Source organism: Pseudomonas sp. PAMC25584 (assembly GCF_058135675.1).
This window is the reverse complement of sequence record NZ_CM176870.1, coordinates 898,357-923,408: the sequence shown is the minus strand read 5'-3', so window position 1 is coordinate 923,408 and position 25,052 is coordinate 898,357. Positions and strand designations below refer to the sequence as shown.

At 62.8% G+C, this 25,052-nt stretch carries 17 protein-coding genes; 6 read left to right on the top strand and 11 right to left on the bottom strand.

The genetic code is table 11. The features are described 5' to 3' along the window. Positions 1–332: 332 nt before the first annotated feature. Positions 333–1,496 carry a type III PLP-dependent enzyme gene (locus ACS5Q8_RS04160; protein WP_276196496.1) on the top strand — a complete coding sequence of 388 codons (1,164 nt, stop codon included), beginning with the start codon at positions 333–335 and terminating at the stop codon, positions 1,494–1,496. A 49-nt stretch (positions 1,497–1,545) separates the two neighbouring features. Here ACS5Q8_RS04160 and ACS5Q8_RS04155 read toward each other — a convergent pair whose 3' ends face one another. Next, positions 1,546–2,295: a tetratricopeptide repeat protein gene (locus ACS5Q8_RS04155; RefSeq protein ID WP_465159861.1), complete on the bottom strand. Its 750-nt coding sequence runs from the start codon at positions 2,293–2,295 to the stop codon at positions 1,546–1,548. Positions 2,296–2,297: 2 nt separating this feature from the next. After that, positions 2,298–2,978, bottom strand: coding sequence for a Fe2+-dependent dioxygenase (locus ACS5Q8_RS04150; RefSeq protein WP_276196494.1), 681 nt, complete (start codon positions 2,976–2,978; stop codon positions 2,298–2,300). A gap of 204 nt (positions 2,979–3,182) precedes the next feature. Here ACS5Q8_RS04150 and ACS5Q8_RS04145 point away from each other — a divergent pair, with 204 nt between their 5' ends. Both ACS5Q8_RS04145 and ACS5Q8_RS04140 read left to right on the top strand, forming a co-directional pair. Continuing rightward, entirely contained in the window at positions 3,183–5,468 is a 2,286-nt protein-coding gene (locus ACS5Q8_RS04145; RefSeq protein WP_276196493.1) for a TonB-dependent receptor, read from the top strand. 134 nt (positions 5,469–5,602) lie between these two features. Beyond that, a complete protein-coding gene (locus ACS5Q8_RS04140) occupies positions 5,603–8,128 on the top strand; it encodes a PepSY domain-containing protein (protein WP_465159860.1) in 2,526 nt (841 codons plus the stop codon). 177 nt (positions 8,129–8,305) lie between these two features. Here the strand turns inward: ACS5Q8_RS04140 and ACS5Q8_RS04135 are convergent, their stop codons facing one another. From ACS5Q8_RS04135 to ptsP, 4 genes are all read right to left on the bottom strand, one after another. Beyond that, positions 8,306–9,847, bottom strand: coding sequence for an alkaline phosphatase D family protein (locus tag ACS5Q8_RS04135; RefSeq protein WP_465159859.1), 1,542 nt, complete (start codon positions 9,845–9,847; stop codon positions 8,306–8,308). 191 nt (positions 9,848–10,038) lie between these two features. Continuing rightward, positions 10,039–11,757 (bottom strand): PTS fructose-like transporter subunit IIB, encoded by a 1,719-nt coding sequence (locus tag ACS5Q8_RS04130; protein WP_276196490.1) that lies wholly within the window; start codon positions 11,755–11,757, stop codon positions 10,039–10,041. Positions 11,758–11,768: 11 nt separating this feature from the next. Further along, positions 11,769–12,710: a 1-phosphofructokinase gene (pfkB, locus tag ACS5Q8_RS04125; protein WP_465159858.1), complete on the bottom strand. Its 942-nt coding sequence runs from the start codon at positions 12,708–12,710 to the stop codon at positions 11,769–11,771. After that, on the bottom strand, positions 12,711–15,569 hold the full coding sequence (gene ptsP, locus ACS5Q8_RS04120) for a phosphoenolpyruvate--protein phosphotransferase (RefSeq protein WP_276196488.1): 2,859 nt from the start codon (positions 15,567–15,569) through the stop codon (positions 12,711–12,713). Between the two features lie 295 nt (positions 15,570–15,864). Here ptsP and cra point away from each other — a divergent pair, with 295 nt between their 5' ends. Together cra and ACS5Q8_RS04110 are read left to right on the top strand one after the other, a co-directional pair. Next, on the top strand, positions 15,865–16,860 hold the full coding sequence (gene cra / locus ACS5Q8_RS04115) for a catabolite repressor/activator (RefSeq protein WP_465159857.1): 996 nt from the start codon (positions 15,865–15,867) through the stop codon (positions 16,858–16,860). A 2-nt stretch (positions 16,861–16,862) separates the two neighbouring features. Next, positions 16,863–17,639 carry a TatD family hydrolase gene (locus ACS5Q8_RS04110; protein WP_426100733.1) on the top strand — a complete coding sequence of 259 codons (777 nt, stop codon included), beginning with the start codon at positions 16,863–16,865 and terminating at the stop codon, positions 17,637–17,639. Here the strand turns inward: ACS5Q8_RS04110 and ACS5Q8_RS04105 are convergent. From ACS5Q8_RS04105 to ACS5Q8_RS04085, 5 genes are all read right to left on the bottom strand, one after another. Further along, positions 17,586–18,014: a hypothetical protein gene (locus ACS5Q8_RS04105; RefSeq protein ID WP_426100735.1), complete on the bottom strand. Its 429-nt coding sequence runs from the start codon at positions 18,012–18,014 to the stop codon at positions 17,586–17,588. The genes ACS5Q8_RS04110 and ACS5Q8_RS04105 overlap by 54 nt on opposite strands. Positions 18,015–18,140: 126 nt before the next feature. Then, entirely contained in the window at positions 18,141–20,171 is a 2,031-nt protein-coding gene (locus tag ACS5Q8_RS04100) for a methyl-accepting chemotaxis protein (protein WP_465159856.1), read from the bottom strand. 163 nt (positions 20,172–20,334) lie between these two features. Further along, positions 20,335–21,171, bottom strand: a complete 837-nt coding sequence (ampE, locus tag ACS5Q8_RS04095; RefSeq protein WP_426100737.1) for a regulatory signaling modulator protein AmpE — start codon at positions 21,169–21,171, stop codon at positions 20,335–20,337. Further along, positions 21,168–21,731 (bottom strand): 1,6-anhydro-N-acetylmuramyl-L-alanine amidase AmpD, encoded by a 564-nt coding sequence (gene ampD / locus ACS5Q8_RS04090; protein ID WP_276196485.1) that lies wholly within the window; start codon positions 21,729–21,731, stop codon positions 21,168–21,170. Before ampD ends, ampE begins: the two co-directional genes overlap by 4 nt. A 61-nt stretch (positions 21,732–21,792) precedes the next feature. Continuing rightward, a complete protein-coding gene (locus ACS5Q8_RS04085; protein WP_443693281.1) occupies positions 21,793–23,943 on the bottom strand; it encodes a DUF1631 domain-containing protein in 2,151 nt (716 codons plus the stop codon). A 244-nt stretch (positions 23,944–24,187) separates the two neighbouring features. On the opposite strand from ACS5Q8_RS04085, the gene nadC reads away from it, so the two are divergent. After that, positions 24,188–25,036: a carboxylating nicotinate-nucleotide diphosphorylase gene (gene nadC / locus ACS5Q8_RS04080; protein WP_426100741.1), complete on the top strand. Its 849-nt coding sequence runs from the start codon at positions 24,188–24,190 to the stop codon at positions 25,034–25,036. Positions 25,037–25,052 lie beyond the last annotated feature (16 nt).

The window sequence follows — 25,052 nt, the reverse complement described above, 5'->3', positions numbered from 1 at the left end:
TTATCCGCCTGCGGGGAACATCAATCCGTCACACCTGTCGGTTACATAAGTAGCTGCACGCGGTCCCGCGACGAACGCGTGCAAAAACGCGACATTTTTAGTTGATCTATGGCCCCTCAAGTCCTAAAGTTCGCGCCGAACGTCCATGCTGGAAACGATCCATCCGGCTCAAGTACTGACGACGAGACAGCAAGGCCAAGGGAAGCGGTTATTCCCATGGCCTTTTTGCTTTCGGCGACATGCCTTGGGAAGTAGGCGAACCAAAGTGGGGATACGGAGGACGTTCATTTGCACCCATTGATCAATTTAGTTTGCCCTTAGGAGTTCCCAGCATGTCGATCAACGTCGAAGACTATTTCGCGCGCGCCACTTTTGACAAAATGAAGGCGTTCGCCGACAAGCAAGAAACCCCGTTCGTGGTGATCGACACTGCGATGATCAGCCAGGCCTACGATGACCTGCGCGCCGGTTTCGAATTTGCCAACATCTATTACGCGGTCAAGGCCAACCCGGCCGTCGAGATCATCGACCTGTTGAAAGACAAGGGTTCGAGCTTCGACATCGCCTCGATCTACGAGCTCGACAAAGTGATGGACCGCGGCGTCAGCGCCGACCGTATCAGCTACGGCAACACCATCAAGAAGTCCAAGGACATCCGCTACTTCTATGATAAGGGGGTGCGCCTGTTCTCCACCGACTCCGAAGCCGACCTGCGCAACATTGCCAAAGCCGCACCGGGCTCGAAAATCTATGTGCGTATCCTCACCGAAGGCTCGACCACGGCTGACTGGCCTTTGTCGCGTAAATTCGGCTGCCAGACCGACATGGCCATGGACCTGCTGATCCTGGCGCGTGACCTGGGCCTGGTGCCGTATGGCCTCTCGTTCCACGTCGGCTCGCAACAGCGCGACATCAGCGTGTGGGACGCGGCGATTGCCAAGGTCAAAGTGATCTTCGAGCGCCTGAAGGAAGAAGACGGCATCCACCTCAAGCTGATCAACATGGGCGGCGGCTTCCCGGCCAACTACATCACCCGCACCAACAGCCTGGAAACCTACGCTGAAGAAATCATCCGTTTCCTCAAGGAGGATTTCGGCGACGACCTGCCGGAAATCATCCTGGAACCGGGCCGTTCGCTGATCGCCAACGCCGGCATCCTGGTCAGTGAAGTGGTACTGGTTGCACGTAAATCGCGTACCGCCGTCGAGCGTTGGGTGTACACGGACGTGGGCAAGTTCTCCGGCCTGATCGAAACCATGGACGAAGCGATCAAGTTCCCGATCTGGACCGAGAAGAAAGGCGAGATGGAAGAAGTGGTGATCGCCGGTCCTACTTGCGACAGCGCCGACATCATGTACGAAAACTACAAGTACGGCCTGCCGCTGAACCTGGCAATCGGTGATCGGATGTACTGGTTGTCGACCGGTGCGTACACCACCAGCTACAGCGCGGTTGAATTCAATGGCTTTCCGCCGTTGAAGTCGTACTACGTATAAGACGGCCCTAAAACAAAAAACCCATGACTCGTCATGGGTTTTTTATAGTTCAGAAACAGGTCAGAGCACGTTGCTCATAGGCATCGGCCATCGCCCGAATCCGCGGGTCATTCGCCGCCGCCAACGCCTTGTGTGCCACCCGCAAAAACTTCAAATTGCCGCCTGCCAGCGCCGTGCGCAGCCACGCCAGCGCCGCCTCGATCTGGCCGCTGTCGGCCAGCACCGCCGCATAACTGAACTGCCCACGAAAATCACCAGCTTCGGCTGAGCGTCGATACCACGCTACGGCAGCGTCCAGATCCCTCGGGCAAAATTGCCCCTCTTCCAGATAGCGTCCCAACAGGTTCATCGACTTCGCATGGCCCTGCTCCGCCGCCTGGCGATAACACCTCAGCGCGTGTGCTTGATCCTCGGCGACGCCGCGACCGGTGGCCAGCAGGTTGGCGTAGTTGTACTGCGCCCAGTCCAACCCGGCTTCGGCCGCAAGCTGATATTCCCACGCCGCCGCCGCTTCGTCGGCGGTGCAACCCCAGCCATGCTCCCGGCAGCGCCCCAACATATTGCGCGCCATCAAGTGCCCGCCCTGCGCCGCGATCTGGAACCAGCGCAGTGCCAGCGCTTCATCGCGCTCGATGCCGCGCCCTTCCAAGAGGATCTGCCCGAGCAAGGCCTGGGCCTCGACCACGCCCTCCTTGGCCGCGATCAGGATCGCCTGGGCCGCGCGCACCGGTGAGTCGTCGAGCATGCGCTGCAACTGTTCGACGTTGAGCACTTCTTCACGGCGCAATAAAAAACCCATGCTCAGACCTCGACCCAGCGACGCAACAGGTTGTGGTAAGTGCCGGTGAGCTGGATCAACGCCGGGTGGTCGGGGACATCCGCGCTCAGTTGCTGGATCGCACCGTCCATCTCGAACAGCAAGGTGCGCTGGCTGTCTTCGCGCACCAGGCTTTGGGTCCAGAAAAACGAGGCGTAGCGTGCGCCACGGGTCACGGCGTTGACTTTGTGCAGGCTGGAACCGGGGTAGAGCACCATGTCGCCGGCGGGCAGTTTGACCCGTTGCAGGCCGAAGGTGTCCTGGATCTCCAGTTCGCCGCCGTCGTACTCCTCCGGGTCGCTGAAGAACAGGGTCGACGACAGGTCGGTGCGCACCCGCTCATGGCTGCCCTTGGGCTGGCGCACGGCATTGTCGATATGGAAATCGAAACTGCCCCCGGCGGTGTAGCAGTTAAGCAGCGGCGGGAAGACTTTGTGCGGTAACGCCGCCGACATGAACAGCGGGGTTTGCCACAACCGCTCAAGCATCGCCGCACCGATTTCCTTGGCCAGCGGGTGGCCTTCGGGCAATTGCAGGTTGTGCTTGGCCTTGGCGGACTGGTACCCGGCGGTGATTTTACCGTCGGCCCAGTCGGCGGCTTCCAGCGCTTGGCGGATGCGCTGCACTTCCTCACGAGAGAACAGGCCGGGAATATGCAGCAACATGGGCACTACCTGAGAGCGGAAAGACGTTAATGGTATTGATTCTTATCCAATCTGTAAAACGCATAGACGAACGAGATCGTAAAAACCGTAAGGGAAAAGTGTAAAGAATGTAAATTCGCTACGAATAGCAATGAATCGCAATTGATACAAAGTCTTGTTCAATCTATATTCCGCGGCCTCACATCCTTGGGGAAAGGACACGTCATGTCGCGCACTTGCTTAAAAACACCTACCAGTTCACCACGCTTGCTGGCTTCGGCCATCGGCGTTGCTCTCGGCGCCAGCTCCGTCGCCCATCTGGCGCAAGCGGCCGAAGACACCGAACAGAAAGGCCAGCGCAACAGCATCTCCCTGGGCGCCACCAGCATCACCGGGGAAGAACAGGACGCCACCTCCTATCAGGTCGAGAAAGCCTCTTCGCAAAAATACACCGCGCCGCTGGTGGACACGCCGCGCTCCGTCACCGTGGTGCCGCAGCAAGTACTCAAGGACACCGCTGCCACCTCGCTGCAGGATGCTTTGCGCACCGTGCCCGGCATTACCTTTGGCGCCGGCGAAGGCGGCAACCCCCAGGGCGACCGCCCGTTCATCCGCGGGTTTGACGCCCAGGGCGACACCTACCTGGACGGCGTGCGCGATACCGGCGGCCAGACCCGTGAGATCTTCGACATTGAATCGATCGAAGTCAGCAAAGGCCCGAACTCCTCGTTCGGCGGGCGTGGCTCGGCCGGTGGCAGCCTCAACCTGGTGAGCAAGACGCCCCAGGCGCGGGACTTCACCAACGGCGGCTTCACCTACGGTTCCGACCAGACCCGCCGCTACGTGCTCGACGTTAACCGCCAATTCCTCGACGACAGCGCCGCGTTCCGCCTGAACCTGATGAGCCACGAGCAGAACGTGGCCGGCCGCGACGCAGTGAACTACGACCGCTGGGGCGTGGCGCCGTCGCTGACCTTCGGCCTGGGCACGCCGACCCGCGTCAACGTCAGCTACTACCACATGGAAAGCGACGACCTGCCGGATTCGGGGATTCCCTACGGCTACGGCTCCGCGACCGCCACCGCCCACGTGCACGACAAACCCAACGACGGCGGCGACAGCAATAACTTCTACGGCCTCAAGAGCCGCGACTTCCGCAAGACCCGCGCCGATATCAGCACGGTCTCCGTCGAACATGACCTGAACGACAACATGACGCTGAAAAACACCCTGCGCCATGGCAACACCGGCCAGGACTATATCCTCACGCAGCCGGACGACAGCAAACTCAACGTCAACAAGTTCGGCACCGTGTGGCGCCGCGCCAACAGCCGCGTGTCGACCACCGAGACCACCACCAACCAGACCGACCTGTTCGGCAGCTTCCAGGCGCTGGGTTTCAAGAACACCTACTCCACCGGCCTCGAATTCACCGGCGAAGAAACCCGTGTCAGCAGCTACACCATCAGCCCCAACGCCAACCCGGTCTGCACCGTGGCCAAAGGCAGCCTGGGCGGCCAATGCACCTCGCTGAGCAACCCGAACCCAGACGACGCCTGGACCGGTAGCATCGCGCGCAACTACAACGGCACCAACACCAAAGCCACCAGCCGCGGCGCCTACGTGTTCGACACCATCGAACTGGACCCGAAATGGCTGCTGAACGTCGGCCTGCGCTACGACACCTTCGACACCGTGGCCAACACCAACGCCGCTGCCGGGCGCACCAAGATCAAGGAAGACAGCCAATTCTTCAACTGGCAGGGCGGCCTGGTCTGGAAGCCTGTGGAGAACGCCAGCATCTATGCGTCCTACGCCACCTCGGCAACCCCGGCCGGTGGCCTGGTGGGTGAAGGCTCCGACGGCAACCCCCTGTCCGCCGGCGCCGCCACCAGCGACCTGCAACCGGAAGAGACCGTCAACTACGAGCTGGGTACCAAGTGGGATCTGTTCCACGACCGCCTTTCGCTGACGGCTGCCGTGTTCCGCACCGAGAAGAAGAACACGCGCATTCTGGTCGATGCCCTGACCTACCAGAACGCCGGTGAATCCCAAGTCGACGGCATCGAACTCTCGGCCAGCGGCAAACTCACGGATCAATGGCAAGTGTTCGCCGGCTACAGCTACCTCGACAGCGAACTGGTCAAAGCCGGTCGCAACGGGCGCAACGGGGTCGTCAGCGCCGGTTCCAACGAGGGCAACCAAATGCCCAATACGCCGAAGAATTCCTTCAGCCTGTGGACCACCTATGACATCACTTCGAAACTGACCATCGGCGGCGGTGCGTTCTATGTCGACGAGGTCTACGGCGATGTCGGCAACACCGTGTATGTACCGTCCTACACCCGCTACGACGCCATGGCCAGCTACAAGCTGACCAAGAACGTCGATCTGCAACTGAACGTGCAGAACCTGACCGACAAGACCTACTACGACAAGGCCTTCTCGACCCACTTCGCCAACCAGGCGGCCGGGCGCACCGCACTGTTGACCACCAGCTTCCACTTCTAAGCGGTCAACCAGAAACCAAAGCCCCACGCATCGGATGCGTGGGGCTTTTGCGTGCTAAACAACAAAGTTTCTCGACAACCCACGGCATAATGCGCGCCGTGCTACAGATACCCAGATGAGCGAGGCGGTCCGACGTGTTGAAGAAAACCCTGTTCCAGTTGCACTGGTTCTTCGGCATCACTGCCGGGCTGGTGCTGGCCTTGATGGGGATTACCGGGGCGGCGGTGTCGTTCCAGGATGAACTATTGCGTGCGCTCAACCCCAGCGTACTGAGCGTGGAAAAACGCGAGGCCGGGGTACTGCCGCCCGCCGAGCTGGTGCGCAAGCTCGAAGCCAGCGAAGGCAAAACCGTGTCGATGCTCTGGGTGGAAACCGACAGCGGCAGCGCCGCGCGCGTGTTCTTCACCCCACCGCCGGGTGAACGGCGCGGCCAGATGCGGTACTTCGATCCCTACACCGGCGCCTACATGGGCGACGCCGTCGGCCAGGACGTGTTCGGGTTTATCCTGCAACTGCACCGCTTCCTCGCGATGGGCGACACCGGCCGGCAAATCACCGGGGCCTGCACGCTGATTCTGCTGTTCTTCTGTCTCTCCGGCTTGTACCTGCGCTGGCCGCGCCAGGTGGCGAGCTGGCGCGCGTGGCTGACCCTGGACTGGCGCAAAAAGGGCCGCAGTTTCAATTGGGACCTGCACTCGGTGTTCGGCACCTGGTGCCTGTTGTTCTATCTGTTGGCGGCGCTGACCGGCCTGTCCTGGTCCTACGAATGGTACAACCGGGGTCTTACCAAGCTGCTGTCCGACGCCCCGCAGAACGAACGGATGCGCAAACGCGGCCCGCCGCCGCAAGGCCCGGCGCCGGTGGCCAACTACGAGGCGATCTGGAGCAGCATCTACAGCAGCGCCGGCCCAGGCTTGAGCGCCTACAACATCCGCATGCCAGCGGTCGCCGGGCAGCCGGCCACGGTGTTTTACCTGCTGAAAGATTCGCCCCACGACCGCGCGCTGAACCAGATCAACCTGGACCCTGCGACCGGGGAGGTGAAATCCCACGACCGCTACGCCAGCAAAAGCCTCAAGGCTCAATTGCTGACCAGCATTTATGCACTGCACACCGGCAGTTACTTCGGCCTGGTGGGGCGGATCATCCTCACCGTCAGCTCGCTGCTCATGCCGCTGTTCTTCATCACCGGCTGGTTGCTGTACCTCGACCGCCGCCGTAAAAAGCGTCAGGTACGCAATGCCCGCGAGAGCCTCAGCGCCAATCACAGTCACGCGCCGGCGTGGCTGATCGGCTTTGCCAGCCAGAGCGGTTTTGCCGAACAACTGGCCTGGCAGACCGCCGGGCAATTGCAGGCGGCCGGCTTGCCGGTCAACGTGCAGCCGCTGGGCAGCGTCAGCCAGGACCAACTGCGCCAGTCAGAAAATGCGCTGTTCGTGGTCAGCACCTTCGGCGACGGCGAAGCGCCCGACAGCGCCCGAGGCTTCGAGCGCAGCGTGCTCGGCCAGGACCTGTCCCTCAAGGGCTTGAACTACTCGGTACTGGCCCTCGGCGATCGCCAGTACACGCACTTCTGCGGCTTTGCCCGGCGCCTGCATTTCTGGCTGACCCACCAGGGCGGCAACCCATTGTTCGCCCCCGTGGAAGTCGACAGCGGCGACACCGACGCCCTGCTGCACTGGCAACAACAGCTGGGCCAACTCACCGGGCATGCGCCGACAGCGGCGTGGCCGAGCGCACAGTATGAAAACTGCAGCTTGAACCAGCGCACCTTGCTCAATCCTGGCAGTGTCGGTTCGGCTGTGTACCTGCTGGCGCTGAGCGCGCCGTCAGGGCAAAGCTGGACGGCCGGCGACCTGGTGGAAATCCTGCCGCGCAACAGCACCGGGGCCATTACGCAGTTCCTCGAGGGCCTGGGCTTGGCCAGCCGCGAAAGCGTGCTGATCGACGGCCTGGCCCACACCCTCGACCAGGCCCTGGCCACCCGCCAACTGCCGGACAACCGCGCCCATCTGGTGGGCTTGCATGCCCAGGCGCTGGTGAACGCGCTGGCGCCCCTGGGCATGCGCGAATACTCGATCGCCTCGATTCCCAGCGACGGCGTGCTGGAGTTGATCGTGCGCCAGGAACGTCATCCAGACGGCACACTCGGCCTGGGCTCGGGCTGGCTGACCGAACACGCGGCCCTCGGCTCAAGCATCACCCTGCGCTTGCGCCGCAACAGTGGTTTCCACCTGCCGGACGCACCTGCGCCGTTGATCCTGCTGGGCAACGGCACTGGCCTGGCCGGTTTGCGCAGCTTGCTCAAGGCGCGCATTGCCGATGGCCAGCAGCGCAATTGGCTGCTGTTCGGCGAACGCACAATCGCCCACGACTACCTGTGCCAGGACGAACTGCAAGGCTGGTTGGCCAGCGGTGACCTGGCGCTGCTGGACCTGGCGTTTTCCCGCGACCAGGAGGAAAAGATCTACGTACAGGATCGCCTGCGCGAATCGGCGGACGTGTTGCGGCGATGGCTGGCGGACGGTGCGGCGATCTATGTGTGTGGCAGTTTGCAGGGGATGGCTGCGGGGGTGGATCAGGTGCTGCATGAGGTGCTGGGCAGCGAGACGGTGGAGCGCTTGATCGAGCAGGGCCGCTATCGCCGGGATGTCTACTGAGATCCTGCAAACACTGAAGAACCCATGTGGGAGGGGGCTTGCCCCCGATGGCGGTGTATCAGTCAATTCATGGGTTACTGACCCACCGCCATCGGGGGCAAGCCCCCTCCCACAGTTTTGACTGCATTCCAAATCAGTTTTGACTGCTTTCCAAATTAGTGTTGGCTGCTTTCCAAATCAGACCGGTTGCAGCTTTTGCTCGAACACTGAAACCCCATCCAGATCGCGCAGCATCACCGTCAATTCTGCCGTCTGCCCATCGATCTGCACTTCGCCAAAAAACTGGAACCCGGCAAACGGCGACGTGTTCTGCGCCGGCGGTGCTTTTTCGAACACCACCTGCGGGCCAAAGGTTTTATCCAGCGGATTGGGCCCGAAGCTCCCCGCATTCAGCGGCCCTGCGACAAACTCCCAGAACGGCTCGAAGTCCTGGAACGCTGCACGATCGGGGTGGTAGTGATGCGCCGCGCAGTAATGCACATCCGCCGTCAACCACACATGGTTGCGCACCTGCTGCGCGCGCAGAAACCCGAGCAGCTCGGCGATTTCCAATTCGCGGCCCTGGGCCGGGCCGGGGTCGTTGTTGGCGATCGCTTCCCAGCGCTGCACACCTGGGCTGACTTCGCCGTCAGGCACGCCGAGGCCGATGGGCATGTCGGCGGCGATCACCTTCCATTGCGCCTGGGACGCCTTGAGTTCGCGCTTGAGCCAGTCCAGTTGCTCTCGGCCGAGGAAGGGTTTTGCGCCGCCCAGGTTGTCATCGTTGGGCCCGCGATAGCTGCGCATGTCGAGCACGAACACATCCAGCAGCGGGCCGTAACTGAGCTTGCGATAGATCCGCCCGCCGCCGTCGGCGCTTTGTCGACGCATGGGCGAATATTCCAGCCAGGCCTGACGCGCACGGCCGACCAGGGTGTTGATGTCCCGGGTCTGGTAACGCTCATCGAGCGGCTTGCTCGGCGACCAATTGTTCACCACCTCGTGGTCGTCCCACTGCCAGATCTGCGGCACTTCGGCGTTGAAGCGGCGCACGTTTTCATCCAGCAGGTTGTAGCGGTAATTGCCGCGATACTCATCGAGGGTTTCAGCGACTTTGCTCTTGGCCTCGGTGGTGATGTTGCGCCAGATGCGCCCGCTCTCGGTAGTCAGTTGCGCCGGCACCGGGCCGTCGGCGTAGATGGTGTCGCCGCTGTGGATAAAAAAGTCCGGCAGGCGCAACCGCATGGCTTCGTAGATGCGCATGCCGCCGATGTCCGGGTTGATGCCGAAGCCTTGGCCGACGGTGTCGCCGCTCCACACAAAACGAATATCACGACGCTGTTGCGGCACGCTGCGCAGGTGGCCGAACCAGGGCTCGCTGGCGACGCCGGTCTGGGCATCCTCGAACTGCACACGGTAGAAAATCGCCTGGTCGGCGGGCAGCCCGGTGAGTTCGACACGGGCGGTAAAGTCGCTGCGGGTGTCGGCCAGCGGCGAGACAAATCGGCGGGGGTTGCTGAACACACTGCGGGTGTCCCACTCCACCACCATCCGCGCCGGGCGGTCGCTGCGGCTCCAGATCATTGCGCGGTCGCCGAGCAGGTCGCCGGACTGCACGCCATCGGTGAGTTGCGGCCGGTCCTTGACCGAGGCAATCACCGCCGGCGCCAGCCCCGGCAACAACAAACCGGCGCCGACGGCTTGCATCACGCGGCGGCGGCTGAGATCGAAGTGGCTCATGCAAGTGCCCTCTTGAGTATCAAAAGGGAAACTAGAACACGCAGGGATGAAGCGGATATGACACCGCCTTCAAGGCACTGCAGATCGCAATGTGGGAGGGGGCTTGCCCCCGATGGCGATGTGTCAGTCACCCATGAATTGACTGATCCACCGCCATCGGGGGCAAGCCCCCTCCCACATTTGGATCTGCGTCAGGCTTGGGCTGAGGTGACCGCCAGTTCCACCGCTTCCGGGCGTTTGATCAGCGCGTACACCAGCCCCGTCAATACGCTACCGGCGACAATCGCCAGCAAGTACAGCAGCGCATGGTTCATCGCATTCGGAATGATCAGCACAAACAAGCCGCCATGGGGCGCCGCCAGTTTGCAGCCGAAGTACATCGACAGGGCGCCGGCCAGCGCGCCGCCGGCGATGCTGGCCGGGATCACCCGCAGCGGGTCCTTGGCGGCAAACGGAATCGCGCCTTCGGAGATAAAGCACAGGCCCAGAATCATCGCGGCCTTGCCGGCCTCGCGTTCGGTCTGGGCAAACTTGCGCCGGGCCAGGAAGGTCGCGATACCCATCCCAATCGGAGGCACCATACCGGCCGCCATGGTCGCGGCCATCGGCGCACCGCTGGACGCCGCCAGCAAGCCGACGGAGAACGCATACGCGGCCTTGTTGATCGGCCCGCCCAGGTCAACGCACATCATGCCGCCGAGCAGGATGCCGAGCAGCACAGCATTGGTGGTGCCCATCGTGCTGAGGAAGTCGGTCAGGCCGGTGAGCAGCCGCGCCACTGGCGGACCCACCAGATAGATCATCGCCAGGCCCGTGAACAGGCTCGCCAGCAACGGGATGATCAGGATCGGCTTGAGCGGCTCCAGGCTTTGCGGCAGGCGCACCGCGCGAGTGATCAGCTTGACGCAGTAACCGGCAAGGAAACCGGCAACAATCCCGCCGATAAAGCCCGCGCCCAACGTACCGGCCAACAACCCGCCGATCATGCCGGGGGCCAGGCCAGGGCGGTCGGCAATCGAGTAGGCGATATAGCCCGCGAGCAGCGGCACCATCAGCATGAAGGCCTGGTCACCGACGGTTTTCAGAGCCGCCGCCAGGGTGCCTTTTTCTTCAAAGGCATGGATGCCGAACACGAACGACAAGGCGATCAACAAACCGCCCGCCACCACCATCGGCAACATGAACGACACGCCGGTCAGCAGGTGTTTGTAGACCCCGGTTTTTTCCGATTTGGCCACCGTGCCGCTCGCCGCGCTTTCCACGACGCCTTCGGCCAGGGCCTTGTTGAGGGTCGCTTCGGCTTGCTTGAGGGCAATGCCGGTGCCGCAGCGGTAGATCTTCTTGCCGGCAAAGCGCTCGGTGGCGACTTCGATATCCGCCGCCAGCAACACCACGTCGGCCTCGGCAATCGCTTGCGGGCTCAACGGTGTGCGTGCGCCGACCGAACCCTGGGTTTCCACCTGCAACTCATAGCCCAGGCGCTTGGCCGTCTGCTGCAACGCTTCGGCGGCCATGAAGGTGTGGGCTACGCCAGTCGGGCAGGCGGTAATCGCGACAATCCGCGGAGCCTGTTTCGTCGCCACCGGGGCTTGGCTCGCGACATACACCTGGGCCTCTTCGGCGCCACGGCGCAACACGGCCTCGACGTCCTGCAAGGCCTGGGCTGGGGTGCTCTGGAACACGCGCTTGCCAACAAACCGCTGCATATCCACCGGCGTGCTGCTGACCAGCAACACCCACTCGGCGGCATCGAGCGTGGCCTGGGACAGCTGGCGTTCCGGGTGCTGCACGTCCACCACTTCGACGCTGGTGCTCCAACCCTGGCGCTGCGCGGCGGCGTCAAGCAAACGGGCGCACAGCACACTGGTGACCATGCCGTTCGGGCAGGCGGTAACAATGGCTAAATTCATCACAAACCCTCTTATTGTTCTGTCAGCGGGCGCACATGGACGCCGCTTTCGAGACGCGCCAACTGCGCGTCATCGCTGATCCCAAACCCGATCTGCGTGACGGCCATCGCGGCAATTGCCGTGGCACGGCGCAAGGTCGTTTCGGGCACATCGAAACCGAGCAAACCGTGGAGCATCCCGGCCAGCAGCGAATCACCTGCGCCGACGGTGCTGGCGACGCTGACCTTCGGCGGCGTGGCATGCAACGCCGTGCCGGGGCTGAACCAGTTCACGCCGTCGGCACCATGGGAAATCACCACATGCTCGATGCCCTCGGCATGCAAACGCTCGGCGGCCTGGGCCTGTTGGTCGACGGAGTCCGTCGGGCAATCCAGGGCCTCGGCGAGTTCTTCGGTATTGGGCTTGATCAACCACGGGCTGGCCTTCAACCCGGCGCGCAGGGCTTCGCCGCTGGTGTCCAGGGCAACTTTCAAGCCGAGGTTTTTCAGTTGCTCCAATAAGCCTTGGAACCACAGCGGGCTGACGCCGCGCGGCAAACTGCCGGCGACCACCACCACATCGTGCCCTGGGGCAATCAACGTGAGTTGATTGAGCAACACTTGCTGTGCCTGCTCAGTGACCTGCGGCCCCGGCGCATTGATATCGGTGACGCGGCCGCCCTGTTCGGCAATCTTGATATTGCTACGGGTCTCGCCGGGCACGCGGATGAACGCATCGACAAACCCACGGCGAGCGATAAGCGCCTCAAAGGCCTGGGGGTTGTCCTCGCCGAGAAAACCGCCGACGGTGACGTGATGGCCGAGGTCAGCCAGCACCTGGGCGACATTCACGCCCTTGCCGGCGGCGTGGGTCAGCATCGTCTCGCTGCGATTGACTTCACCGGGTTCCAGGCGCGCCAGGCGTACCGTGAGGTCCAACGCCGGGTTCAGCGTCAGGGTCAAAATCCTTGCCATCTACACGGCCTCCACAAGGGCTCGCACTTCAGCGGGCGAACCCACCGCGAGTGCTTGTTGGGCCAGGCTCTGGGCCTCGCTCAGACTGAATTCACGCACCCGCGCCTTCACTTCAGGAATGCTGCGGGCCGACACGCTCAACTCATCCACGCCGAGGCCGATCAGCACCGGCACCGCCAGCGGGTCGGCGGCCAGCTCACCGCACACGCCGACCCATTTGCCATGGGCATGGGCGGCGCGCACGGTGATGTCGATCAATTGCAACACGGCGGGGTGCAGGCCATCGGCCTGGGCCGACAGCGTCGGGTGGCCACGGTCGATGGCCAGGGTGTACTGGGTCAGGTCGTTGGTGCCGACGCTGAAGAAATCGACTTCCTTGGCCAGCACCGGCGCGAGCAACGCGGCGGACGGCACTTCGATCATGATCCCCAGTTGCAGGTCGGCCACCGGGATTTCCAGGCGCAGGCGCTCGGTCATGTCCCGGGCCGCGCGCCACTCATCGACGCTGCCGACCATCGGAAACATGATGCGCAGCGCCCGGTTATCCGCCGAGCGCAGCAACGCGCGCAACTGCGCTTCCATGATCTGCGGGCGTTGCAGCGTGAGGCGAATGCCGCGCACGCCGAGGAAGGGGTTTTCTTCCTCGGCGATCGGCCAATACGGCAGCGGTTTGTCGCCGCCCACATCGAGGGTGCGGACCACCAACGGGCGACCGCCGAGGCCGTCGAGTACGCGGCGGTATTCGGCTTCCTGGGTGGCTTCGTCCGGCGCCTGGGGGTGGGCCATGAAAATCAGTTCGGTGCGCAGCAGGCCAATGCCTTCGGCGCCCTGCTCCACCGCGCTCGCCACGCCGGCGCTTTCGCCGATATTGGCGAACACTTCCACGGCGTGACCATCGCGGGTCAGGGCCGGTTGATGGCGCTGCGCCGAGGCGGCTTGCAGGCGTTGTTCACGGGTGTCGCGTTCGACGGTGGCGCGTTGCAGGGTCGCGGCGTCGGCGTCGACATGCAGGCGGCCACGCTGGCCGTCGAGCAACAACGGCGTACCGGCGGCCAGCAGCAACACGGCCGGGCCGGCGCCCACCAACGCGGGAATGCCCAGGGCGCGGGCGACGATGGCGCTGTGGGCGGTGGCCCCGCCACGGGCGGTGAGAATACCGGCGACGCGGGCCGGGTCGAGGCGTGCGACATCCGACGGGCCGACTTCGTCCATCACCAAAATGTAGGGTTCGCTCGGTTCCTGGACGGTTTCGACACCGCACAACTGCGCCAGCACGCGGCGACCGATGTCGCGCAGGTCGGCGGCGCGCTCGGCGAGCAGGGCGTCCTGCAACGACTCCTGTTGTTTGGCGGCGGCTTCGATCACGCTCATCCAGGCGGCTTCGGCGCTTTCACCCTGTTTGAGGCGGGTGTCGACGTCGTCGGTCAGTTCCGGGTCGTCGAGCATCTCCTGGTGGGTGATGAAAATCTCGCGGATCGCCTTGGCCTGGCTGCGTTCGATCAGGCCCTGGATATCGCGGCGCACGTCCGCCAGTGAGGCGTGCAGGCGCTGGCGTTCGATGCTCGAGGACTCGCCACGCAGCGGATAGTCGAACGGTTGCAGCACCTGGATATGCGCCGGGCCGATGGCGATGCCGGGGGCGGCGGCGATGGCCTGGATCTGGCTACCGGCCAGCGGCGCGCTGAGCGCCGGTTCGAGATCCACAACGGCGGCTTGCGCACTCGCGGCAGGCAGCGGCTCGACCTCTTCGCCGAGCCCCTCTTGCACCGCCGCCAATAACGCGGGCAGCGCATCGCCAGCAATCGCCGGCTCCGCGACAAACTCCAACACCTGGCCACGCCGGGCGCCGAGGCTAAGCAGCTTGCTCAGGCTTTTCACCGACACGGCGCCCACCGCGCCATCGACGATGCGCACGCGAATATCGCCGTCAAAACTTTTCGCCAGTTGCGCGAGGATCTTCGCTGGCCGTGCGTGCAGGCCGTGGGCGTTGGCCAGGGCGATGCGGGCGCTGGGCCAGTCGGGCGGCAACTCACCGCCCAACACTTCAAGCACCGCGCGGCTGCTGGTGGCGCGGCCGAGTTCCTGGCCTCGCCCTTCAATCAACAGCGCACACAGGCGTTCCAGCAAGGTCTGGTGCGCTTCGCCGAGGCTGGCCAGGCAGAACAGGCCGTTGAGCGGCTGGCCGAGGTAACGCATGGGTTTGTCCGGGGTGACAAACGCCAGGCCCGGGCGCTTGACGGTCTGCTCGCTGTGCAGCCACCACAGGCCATCGCCCAGGGGCAGCGCGTCGACCTGCTGCAACACGGCGGCAAAGCCATTGCTCACACAATCGGCCTGGCGCAGCAGGCGTGCGCCGCGCCACACCAGTTCTTCAAAGTCATCGGCGGACACACCGAGCCCAATCATTTGCGCGTCCAGCGCCAATTCCTGCGGCGCGCCCTGCAGCAGTTTCAGCAACGCTTCGGCGGAAGCTGCGCGGCGCAGCGCCTGGCCCAGGTCGGTTTCACCGAGGGCGCGGGTCAGCAGTTGCAGCAGGCGCAGGTGCTCATCGGATTTGGCGGCAATACCGATCGCCAGGTAGACGATCTGGCCATCGCCCCAGTCCACTCCTTCGGGGAACTGCAGCAGGCGCACGCCGGTGGAAAACACCTGGTCGCGGGTTTCGGGCGTGCCGTGGGGGATCGCAATACCTTGGCCGAGAAAGGTCGAGCCTTGGGCTTCACGGCCTTGCAAGCCGCTGAGATAACCCTCGGCGACCAGGCCGTCGGCCACCAGCTTGTCAGCGAGCAGGTGCAAGGCAGCAGATTTATCCACAGCCGTCTGGCCCATGGATATCTGCTCTATGGTGAGCTCAAGCATGCCGTTCTCCTAGTTAGTGCGGCGGGCGCACTAGGTATTGTTTTGAATAAATCAGTCTAAAGTCGTTCACGCACAAACTGACTGAGCAGTCGGTTGGCAGCAATCACTCAGTGGCGAACATCGCAAAAATACGCCTGCTGAAACGTTTAATCTAGAATGCATGGCAGATTACGCGTTAATTGCGCATCCTTGAAGACCCTCTCGGCACCTGAGCTGAGACATTGGTCGTCTGCAGTAATCGGTTACGATTGGACAAACTGTCGGGGCAAGCTCCAGAAAACAAGGAAATCCCGGTTTGAAACTCAGTGATATCGCCCGTCTCGCCGGTGTGTCCGTGACCACCGCCAGCTATGTCATCAATGGCAAAGCCGAACAGCAACGCATCAGCAGTGCAACCGTCGAGCGCGTGCGTGCGGTGGTCCAAGCCCATGGCTTCACCCCCAACCCTCAGGCTGCCGGGCTGCGCAGTCGGCATACGCGCACCTTGGGTTTCATCCTGCCGGACCTGGAAAACCCCAGTTACGCACGGATTGCCAAGTTGTTGGAACAGGGCGCGCGTGCGCGTGGCTATCAATTGCTGATCGCCAGCTCCGACGACGACGCCAATAGCGAGCGCCAGTTGCTGCAACTGTTCCGTGCCCGACGCTGCGACGCGCTGTTCGTTGCCAGTTGCCTGCCGGCCAGCGATGACAGTTATCGCGAGCTGCAAGCCAAGGGTTTGCCGGTCATCGCCATCGACCGCGAGATGGACCCCGCGCAGTTCTGCTCGGTGGTCAGCGACGATCGCCAAGCCTGCCAGCAACTGACCAGCAGCCTGCTGCAACCGCTGCCCAAGCAGATCGCGCTGATCGGTGCGCGACCCGAGCTGAGCATCAGCCAGGCGCGCGCCGCCGGTTTCCGTGAAGCGCTGCACGGATTCGGCGGTGAAGTGATCGTCGAACACGGCGAGGCGTTCAGTCGTGACTGTGGCCGACAGTTGATGGAGCAATTGCTGCAGCGTCTGGGGCATTTGCCTGACGCGCTGGTGACCACGTCCTACGTGCTGCTGCAAGGCGTGTTCGACGCACTGCATGACTTCCCGCTCAAGTCGCGACCGCTGCGCCTGGGCACGTTCGGTGATACCCAGTTGCTGGATTTCCTGCCGCTGCCGGTCAATGCCATGGCCCAGCAACATCAACTGATCGCCGACACCGCGCTGCGCCTGGCCCTGGCGGCGATTGAAGAGCAGCAGTATCAACCCGGCGTAAACGCCATTGGCCGAACCTTCAAGCAGCGTATTCAAGAGGTGTGAGCGTGGAGCTGATCGACACCCACACCCACCTGGACTTCCCGGACTTCGACAGCGATCGCCGGCAAGTCCTCGCGCACAGCCGCCAACTCGGCGTGCAGCGCATGGTGGTGCTGGGGGTGTATCAGCAAAATTGGCAACGGCTGTGGGATCTGGTGCAAGACGATGAAGGTTTGTTCGCAGCCTTCGGCCTGCACCCGGTGTACCTCGACGAGCATCGCCCCGCCGACCTGACAGCCCTGGGCGACTGGCTGACCCGCCTGCGGGGCCACCGGCAATTGTGCGCGGTGGGCGAGATCGGCCTGGACTACTTCCTCGAACACCTCGACCGCGAACGCCAGCAGCAACTGTTCGAAGCCCAACTCAAGCTGGCCGTGGATTTCCAACTGCCGGCCCTGCTGCACGTGCGCCGCAGCCATGCCGCCGTGATCGCCACCCTCAAGCGCATCCGCCTGCCACGGGGCGGCATCATCCATGCCTTCGCCGGCAGCCGCGAAGAAGCGCGTGAGTACATCAAGCTGGGTTTCAAGTTGGGCCTGGGCGGCGCCGCTACCTGGCCGCAAGCGCTGCGCATGCACAAAGTACTCGCGCAATTGCCTCTGGAGGCCGTGGTGCTGGAAACCGATGCGCCGGACATGGCGCCCGCCATGCACCCCGGCCAGCGCAACAGCCCGGAGCACCTGCCCGAGATCTGCGCCGCGCTGGCCGAGCGCATGGGCCTCAGCCCGTTATCGCTGGCGCAGGCGAGCACACGCAATGCGTGCGAGCTGTTCAATTGGTAGCGGGCTGACGACCTGCAGGTCCAGGGTCATGCGTTGCCGATGACGGGCATAGCGCAACACCAGGAAATGGATCAGCACCGCCACCAGCGAAAGGTTGAGCTGCTCGATCATACTGAGCAAACCCACCCACTCTGCCACCAGTGCCATCAGCAAGGTCGCACAGGTCAGGATGATCATGCTCGGGCGAACCAGCGCCCACTGGTCCAGGGCGCGAAATTGACGCAACTGTTTGCGACAACGCAACTGCAGGCCCGACTGGCAATACGTGCACTCAAAAGGCTCGTCGATGGCAATCGCGTTCAATTGCCAAGGCTTGAGTTCAAACGTCATGTCACATCGGGCGCAGTGCCCTCTGATGCCGAATACAGCGATCATCGCCGTGCCTCCTTGGGACTGTGACCAGATGAAACAAATTTTCACCCATTCACGCCGATAGAAAAGATGCGCCGCAAAATCAAGACAAACGCCACAGCAGTAAAAGACTAATCCTACGATTACGGCCTACACCCGAAACGCGCCGATCAGTTGCTTCAACTCGATCACCTGCTGCGACAACTGCCGACTGGCCGCTTCGGTCTGATGCGCGCCGTCGGCCGCGTGTTCGCCGGCGCGGTTGATTTCGACGATGTTGCGGTCGATATCGTGGGCGACAGCGGTTTGCTGCTCCACGGCGGCGGCAATCTGCTGGTTCTGATCCACGATCATGCCAACGGCGCCAAGAATATTCTCCAGGGCCTGCTGGACCTTTTCCGACTGGCCCACCGTGCCTTCAGCCATCGCATGGCTGGTGCCCATGGCCTTGACCGCCGCGCCAACACCGCTGTGCAGTCGGCTGATCATCTGCTCGATCTCTTCGGTAGAGTGCTGGGTGCGCCGGGCCAACGTGCGCACTTCATCGGCTACCACCGCAAAACCACGGCCCTGCTCCCCGGCACGGGCCGCTTCGATCGCAGCGTTGAGCGCCAGCAGGTTGGTTTGCTCGGCGATGCTCTTGATCACTTCCAGCACGCTGCTGATGGATTGGCTGTCGGTGGCCAGTTGATTGATCACCCGTACCGACTCGTCGATCTCCGACGCCAACCGCGCAATGCTGCCTTGCTGGGACTGCACCAGGCCACGGCCGCTGACGGTTTCATCGTTGACGCTATGCGCGCTGCTGACCGCCGCCGCCGCGCTGCGCGCCACTTCCTGGGCGGTGGAGGACATCTGGTTCATGGCCGTCGCCACCTGTTCGATCTGGCTGCGCTGCCCGGATACCGCCTGGTTACTGCGGGCCGAGACCACCTCAACCTGGCCGGCCTGCCATTCAACCTGGCTGACGGTGTGCCCGACGCGCTCGATCAGGTCGTGGATCTTGGCCACGGTGCCATTGAACACTTGGCCGAGGTCGCCCAACTCGTCGCGGCTTTGGGCGACAAACGTGACCGTCATATCGCCCGCCGCCACCTTGTCCATCATCGCCCCCAGGCGCCGCAACGTCGTGCGCGTCGAGGCATAGAAACCGGCGTACAGATAAAAGATCAGCAAAAACACCGCCGCCAGGGCCGACACCAGCACCAGCATGTGCGTTCGGTTTTGCGTCAGCCGTTGTTCCAACTGCCGTCCGAGAAAGCCCAGGGTGGCCTCATTGAGCTGGTAGGTCTGGGCCATCAATTGACTCACGTCTTCGTAGAAGCCCTGCCACGGTGCGTCGAGGGTCTCGGCCATCACCACCTGCTCTTCAAACAGTTCACTGCCTTGCTTGAGGCTCGCGTTGCTGGCCTTGGCCAGGCTGTCGAGCGCCGCGTGGGCGGGTTTGCTGGAGCCCAGGGCGTCCTGCAGCTTCAAGCCGTATTCGGCTTGGAGTTTTTCCAACTGCTGCAACAGCTCGTCGAAACGCGTGCTGGAGGACGAGTTGAGAAAACCCTGGCCCAGGGAGTACGCGCCCATTGCGCGCCCTTCGCCCAACGTCTGGGTGACCTGCGGGGTGACGCTGGTGATCAGCTCGCTGAGCTGGCGTAGATCGCTCTGCGGGTCGCGGCTCAAGCCGGATTGGCTGGCGATGATCTGGCTGAGCATCTGCGCCTTGTTCAGCAACTTGCCGATCAGCGCACTTTTGCTCAGCAGCGACGACTCCTGCTGCTGGGCCTTGAAGGCGGCGACCAGCTCGTCGCGCTTGGCGTCGAACGCGGCGACTTGTTCGGGGTCTGTCGCCATCGCGCGCAGGCCTTGCAGGCGCGCCAGCACGCTGTGTTCCAGGGTATTGATGCTGCCTTCCAGATCGCCCGCCTTACCGGATTGGCCGAGGGTCGCGTTGATCTGCACCTGGTTGTTGAGGGTTTCCAGGTCACGGCGCAAGGCCAGGCTGCTGCCGAGCAAATCCAGGCTTTGCAGTTCGATGCGAGTGCCCTGGAACTCACGCCAGGAGTCGCGCACCAGGAAATAGTTGGTGGCCAGCATCGGCAGCAGGAACAACACGCTGATCAAACTGAACTTCATGCCGAAGCTCAGGCGGTTCATCAGCGCGACGGCGGGATAGAGCAAGCTCTTCACAGGTGAACTCCCTTCCTATTATTTTTATTTGAGGCGCAGGGCGGCGGCAGATAGCCACTATTTGGCGCTCTGCTTGTATAGCTCAAATCGAAAGGGAGTTTTGTAACGTAAAGTTAACGAGCTGTGGGAGCAGGCTTGCTCCCACAGGGATTGACCGTGACCGCTAGGGCAACACGGTCCAGATGGCGAAACCGGCATACCACAGCACCGCCGCGCGCAGCAGCAGTTCCCATAGGCGATCCAGGCTGTTGATGCCGTCGGCACCCACCACCGGTGGCGGGATTTCAGCGGCCACCAGGCCGACTTTGTCCACCAGTTGCGCGGCACTGATGTCCCAGTTCAACAGCTCGTGGAGCATCACACGGCTGACCGCGACAAAGTTGCCCACCAAAGCAAAGCTGGCCGCCAGCAAGCGCACCGGCAACCAGTCAAAGGCATGCCGCAGTTGCCCGGCACGCTCGGCCACCAGAGGGTTCTGGCTGTGTTCACTGGCCAACGCCAGCAGGCGATAGGCCAGGGCCGCGACCGGGCCCAACAGGAAATACCAGAAAATCACCGCAAAAAAGCTCTGGTAGGCCTGCCACAAGAGATGCCCCTGAACACGCTCCAGCAATTGCTCGCCACTGTCGGCACCGACCTTCAGGTCACGCTCGGCCACATGCTCGGCGGCTTGCAGGTCGCCGCGCCGCCAGGCATCGCGGAATGGGCCGAGCCCCGCCAGCAGATCACCGCGCCCCAGGCTGTAGATCAGCACCAGCAGGTGTACCGGCAGCGCCAACAGGCCGTATGCCACGGGTTCCAGCACCAGCAGCAACAGAGCCAGCACGGCCACCGGCAGCACCACCAGCAGCGCCAGAATCAACCAGGGCTGTTTGCCGAGGCGCGGGCTCGATTCCAATTTGGCCAGTTCGCGCAGCCATCCGCCGTCGCGCTGCAATTTTTGGCGCAAGGCCGAGAACTTCTCGATCCAGACCGCCAGCACCAATACTAGGAAACTCATTGTGCGTGTTCTCCATCCTGCAGGGCGCTGCGAAAGCGCACCCAATCAAAAGCGGGCCCGGGATCGGTCTTGCGCCCCGGGGCGATATCGCTGTGACCACAAATGCGCTGACGGGTGATACCCGGGTAAGTCGCCAGCAACTGACGTGTCAGGTCGATCAGTGACGCATATTGGACATCGGTAAATGGCAGGTCATCCGTGCCTTCCAGTTCGATCCCCAGGGAAAAGTCATTGCACGTTTCGCGCCCCTCGAAGCTGGAAACCCCGGCGTGCCATGCGCGGTCGAGGCAGGACACAAACTGCGTCACCACTCCGTCGCGCTCAATCAGAAAATGCGCTGACACGCGTAGGTCAACAATCCCTTCATAGTAAGGATGTTCCGTGACATCCAGGCGATTCTGGAAAAATTCCTGCACCTTACCGGTGGCGAACTGCGCCGGCGGCAGGCTGATGTTATGCACCACCAACAGCGAAACTTCGCCTGCGGGTCGCTCGTTGAAGTTGGGCGAAGGGCAATGACGAACACCCTGGCACCAACCGCTGACGGGGTCCAACTGCATACAGGTTCCTTGAGTGTGACCAATTGTGACCAGTATGCCGCGTTCAGCCCTGTGGTTGCGATCACTTGCCGCGATTGAATTGACTCAGGTTACCCGTCACCGTCGCCAGCGCACGCTCGAACAGCGGGGCATCGTCCAGGATACGCAGCACGCCACGCTTGAACGCCTGGGCCAGTTGGCCGGCGCTGTGCTCAAGCACCTTGAGCCCGCTGCGGTTGACAAAAATATAGCGATCGGCCGGCGCCATGATCGTGTTAAGTTTGCAGCGCAGGAGGGTTTCCGGGGGGGCCTCTAACTCCAGCCAAACGCCGATGCGCAATTGGCGCGCTTTGAGCAAGTCCGGATCATCCGCCGCCAGGTCTTGCGCAGCATCGGGCAAACCAGGGTCAAATACGAAGGGCTCACGCACCTCGATCAACGTCTGCGTACCGTCGAACGCCTGAACATGCAAGGCCTGCAGCCGCACAAAGAACTCACGGGTGCTGAAGGGATCGAACGCCGCGCCGGTCAAACCGTTGCGCAACGCCTTGAGCAAACCCGGCAACTGCGCCAGCAAATGCCGCCCGGCCTCGGTGTCGTCCCTCAGGCTCACGCTCCAGATCAACTCGTCGAGGGTGCGCAGCTCCGTCTGCCACTGCACCGATTGCTCGCCGTGCTTGAGACTAGCCAGCAACAACACCTGGCTCCAGGCCTGCTGCACAAACTGCACCACCGCCCGTGGCAGGACCTTGCCCAGCAAGCGCCGGTTCAGCACGTCGGCCACGCGCTGACGGGCAGCGTCGGTACGCAGGCGTGCCGCCTCAGCGTCGCGGGTGTGCTGTTCGAGCAACGCACTGCGCCGGCGCTCGTCAGCGGTAAACGCGGAGAATTCCGACAGCAGTTCGGAAAAAATCGCCGGGTCTTCGGCAAAGTCATTCAGCAGACGCTGCACCACCTGCTCGATACGCAGGTACAAGCCGTCACGCAGGTAATCTTCACCCGGGCTCCAACCGACGACGGCGCTGCCGATTTCGTTGAGCAGCCGCCGCGCCGGATGGCCGGCACGGCTGAAAAGGCTCTTGTCCAGCACCGCCAGTTTCAGCACCGGGATCTGCAGGCGGGCGATCAAGGCCTTGAAGGCGTGCGGGACGGCGTGGTCATGGAGGATAAATTCGAACAACAGCGCGACCAGATTGATCACGTCTTCGTCGCACGCTTCCACGATTCTGGATTTGCCGCTCTTGACGCTGACACGCGTCAGCAGTTGCTTCAGTTGGTTGCGCAGATCGAAGTCATCCTCGACGTCCGGCTCCGGCACGTATTGCTGCAAATGGGACAGCAGGCGCAGCAGATCGCGGGTGGCGATGGGCTGGGGCTCGGCGCTGGCCTCCAGGGTGGGCGCTACGCTGCCCCGCACAGCCGCCAGCAGTTCACGCAGTTCGGCAAAGGCGGGCTGGCCGTTTTCATCGACCGGTTGATCCGCCGCCGGCAAGCGCTCTGAACGCTGATGCTCGCGCGCCACGCGCCCACCAGGGCGGCGGGCCGGCACCACCGTGAGCTCAGGCAGTACGCCCGTAGCGACCAGCAACTGATTGGCGTCTGCGTACAGGTGGTCGGCGTCGCTGAGCACGTATTTCTCAAAGAGTTTGAGCATGATCAGTTTGACGCGAATCTCCACGCCCAGACTGCGTCCCGCGCGCAGAAAGAATTCACACAACCGCGCCGGGCCCAGGGGGTTCTCACGGTCATCCATGTACCGGCCCAGCAAGGCACTCAGACGGGCAGTCAGTTGCTCCAGGGCCAGACCGTCACGTCGCCGCACCCGCCCGAGCATGGCATCCAGCGCCAGGGTTCTTTCCACATCACCACGTGAAGTGTCCGAGAGCGCCTCGTAGGACATCACCGGCACCATCTGCAGCTCACCTCGCCCCGCCCCGCCCAGGCTGGCGAAGGCCTTGAAGAGTTGCTCCATGAACACACGTTCGAAATTCTTGCGCTTGAGCCGCAGGTCGCGCATGGCTTCAAAGAAAATAGGGTGGTCGACGTTGTTACGAGCCTTGTCGGCCATTTCGAACAGGCTGTCGTCAGCGTTGTCGAACAGCTCCTGCAGACCTTGTTGCAGTTGCTGCGCAGCTTTGTCGCGAACCTGCAGCAACACCACCGGCAGCCGCGCGAGCGGCGATGGCGCGGTCTGTGCCTTATTGATCGGCACCACCTTTCCATCATTGTGCATCCTGGCCTCCTGAAACCGCGGTGTGGGTTGGGCAAAGATCGGCGACAGGCCCCTTTGGGCACTGCGTATACCCGGTGCTTACCCGCACGTCAAAGCTATGACGCCAATTGCAAGGCGCGAGATTATCTTGCAAATGAGGGGAGTTGCGCCAGTGAACTCTGTCATAACGCTGTAAATGAGCAGGCCACTGGGTTCAAACGCACACTGCCCCTATAATCGCCGCACTTTGTTTGTGGAGCCTGTTATGCCGAATCTCCGTCTTGCCGACCTCACCGCCGAAATCGAAGCCAACGTGCGCCGCGCACTGCTGGAAGACATCGGCAGCGGCGACATCACCGCGCAATTGATCCCGGCCGAACGGCTGGCCAAGGCCTCGATCATTACCCGCGATGCGGCTGTGATCGCCGGCACAGCCTGGGTGGACGCGGTGTTCCGCCAACTGGACCCACAGGTCGCGGTGCATTGGCAGGTGGCCGACGGTGAACGCGTCAGCCCCAACCAGGCACTGTTTCACCTCGAAGGCCCGGCACGTTCGCTGCTCAGCGGCGAACGCAGCGCACTGAACTTTCTGCAGATGCTCTCCGGCGTGGCCACGCGCGCCCAGTACCTGGCGGATTTCGTCGCGAGCACTCAGGTCAAGCTGCTGGACACGCGCAAGACGCTACCGGGCCTGCGCCTGGCGCAGAAATACGCCGTGACCTGCGGCGGTTGCCACAACCATCGCATCGGTTTGTATGACGCGTTCCTGATCAAGGAAAACCATATCGCCGCCTGTGGTGGCATTGCCCAGGCGATTTCGGCCGCGCACAAGATCGCCCCGGGCAAGCCGGTGGAAGTCGAAGTGGAAAGTCTGGAAGAATTACGCGAAGCGTTGGCGGCGGGCGCCGATATCATCATGCTCGACGAACTGAGCCTGGACGACATGCGTGAAGCCGTGCGCCTGAACGGCGGCAAGGCCAAGCTGGAAGCCAGCGGCGGGATCAACGAAAGCACCCTGCTGCCCATCGCTGAAACCGGGGTGGACTACATCTCCATCGGCGCGATGACCAAGGATGTGAAGGCGGTGGACTTGTCGATGCGCCTCAGCCTCTGAAACTCGTTGCAGGAGC

What these genes read in the sequence shown, in the direction of transcription:
- ACS5Q8_RS04160 (WP_276196496.1), top strand. Translation starts at nt 333, where the DNA reads ATGTCGATCAACGTCGAAGACTATTTCGCGCGCGCCACTTTTGACAAA.
- ACS5Q8_RS04155 (WP_465159861.1), bottom strand. Translation starts at nt 2,295, where the DNA reads ATGGGTTTTTTATTGCGCCGTGAAGAAGTGCTCAACGTCGAACAGTTG.
- ACS5Q8_RS04150 (WP_276196494.1), bottom strand. Translation starts at nt 2,978, where the DNA reads ATGTTGCTGCATATTCCCGGCCTGTTCTCTCGTGAGGAAGTGCAGCGC.
- ACS5Q8_RS04145 (WP_276196493.1), top strand. Translation starts at nt 3,183, where the DNA reads ATGTCGCGCACTTGCTTAAAAACACCTACCAGTTCACCACGCTTGCTG.
- ACS5Q8_RS04135 (WP_465159859.1), bottom strand. Translation starts at nt 9,847, where the DNA reads ATGAGCCACTTCGATCTCAGCCGCCGCCGCGTGATGCAAGCCGTCGGC.
- ACS5Q8_RS04130 (WP_276196490.1), bottom strand. Translation starts at nt 11,757, where the DNA reads ATGAATTTAGCCATTGTTACCGCCTGCCCGAACGGCATGGTCACCAGT.
- pfkB (WP_465159858.1), bottom strand. Translation starts at nt 12,710, where the DNA reads ATGGCAAGGATTTTGACCCTGACGCTGAACCCGGCGTTGGACCTCACG.
- ptsP (WP_276196488.1), bottom strand. Translation starts at nt 15,569, where the DNA reads ATGCTTGAGCTCACCATAGAGCAGATATCCATGGGCCAGACGGCTGTG.
- ACS5Q8_RS04105 (WP_426100735.1), bottom strand. Translation starts at nt 18,014, where the DNA reads ATGATCGCTGTATTCGGCATCAGAGGGCACTGCGCCCGATGTGACATG.
- ampE (WP_426100737.1), bottom strand. Translation starts at nt 21,171, where the DNA reads ATGAGTTTCCTAGTATTGGTGCTGGCGGTCTGGATCGAGAAGTTCTCG.
- ampD (WP_276196485.1), bottom strand. Translation starts at nt 21,731, where the DNA reads ATGCAGTTGGACCCCGTCAGCGGTTGGTGCCAGGGTGTTCGTCATTGC.
- ACS5Q8_RS04085 (WP_443693281.1), bottom strand. Translation starts at nt 23,943, where the DNA reads ATGCACAATGATGGAAAGGTGGTGCCGATCAATAAGGCACAGACCGCG.
- nadC (WP_426100741.1), top strand. Translation starts at nt 24,188, where the DNA reads ATGCCGAATCTCCGTCTTGCCGACCTCACCGCCGAAATCGAAGCCAAC.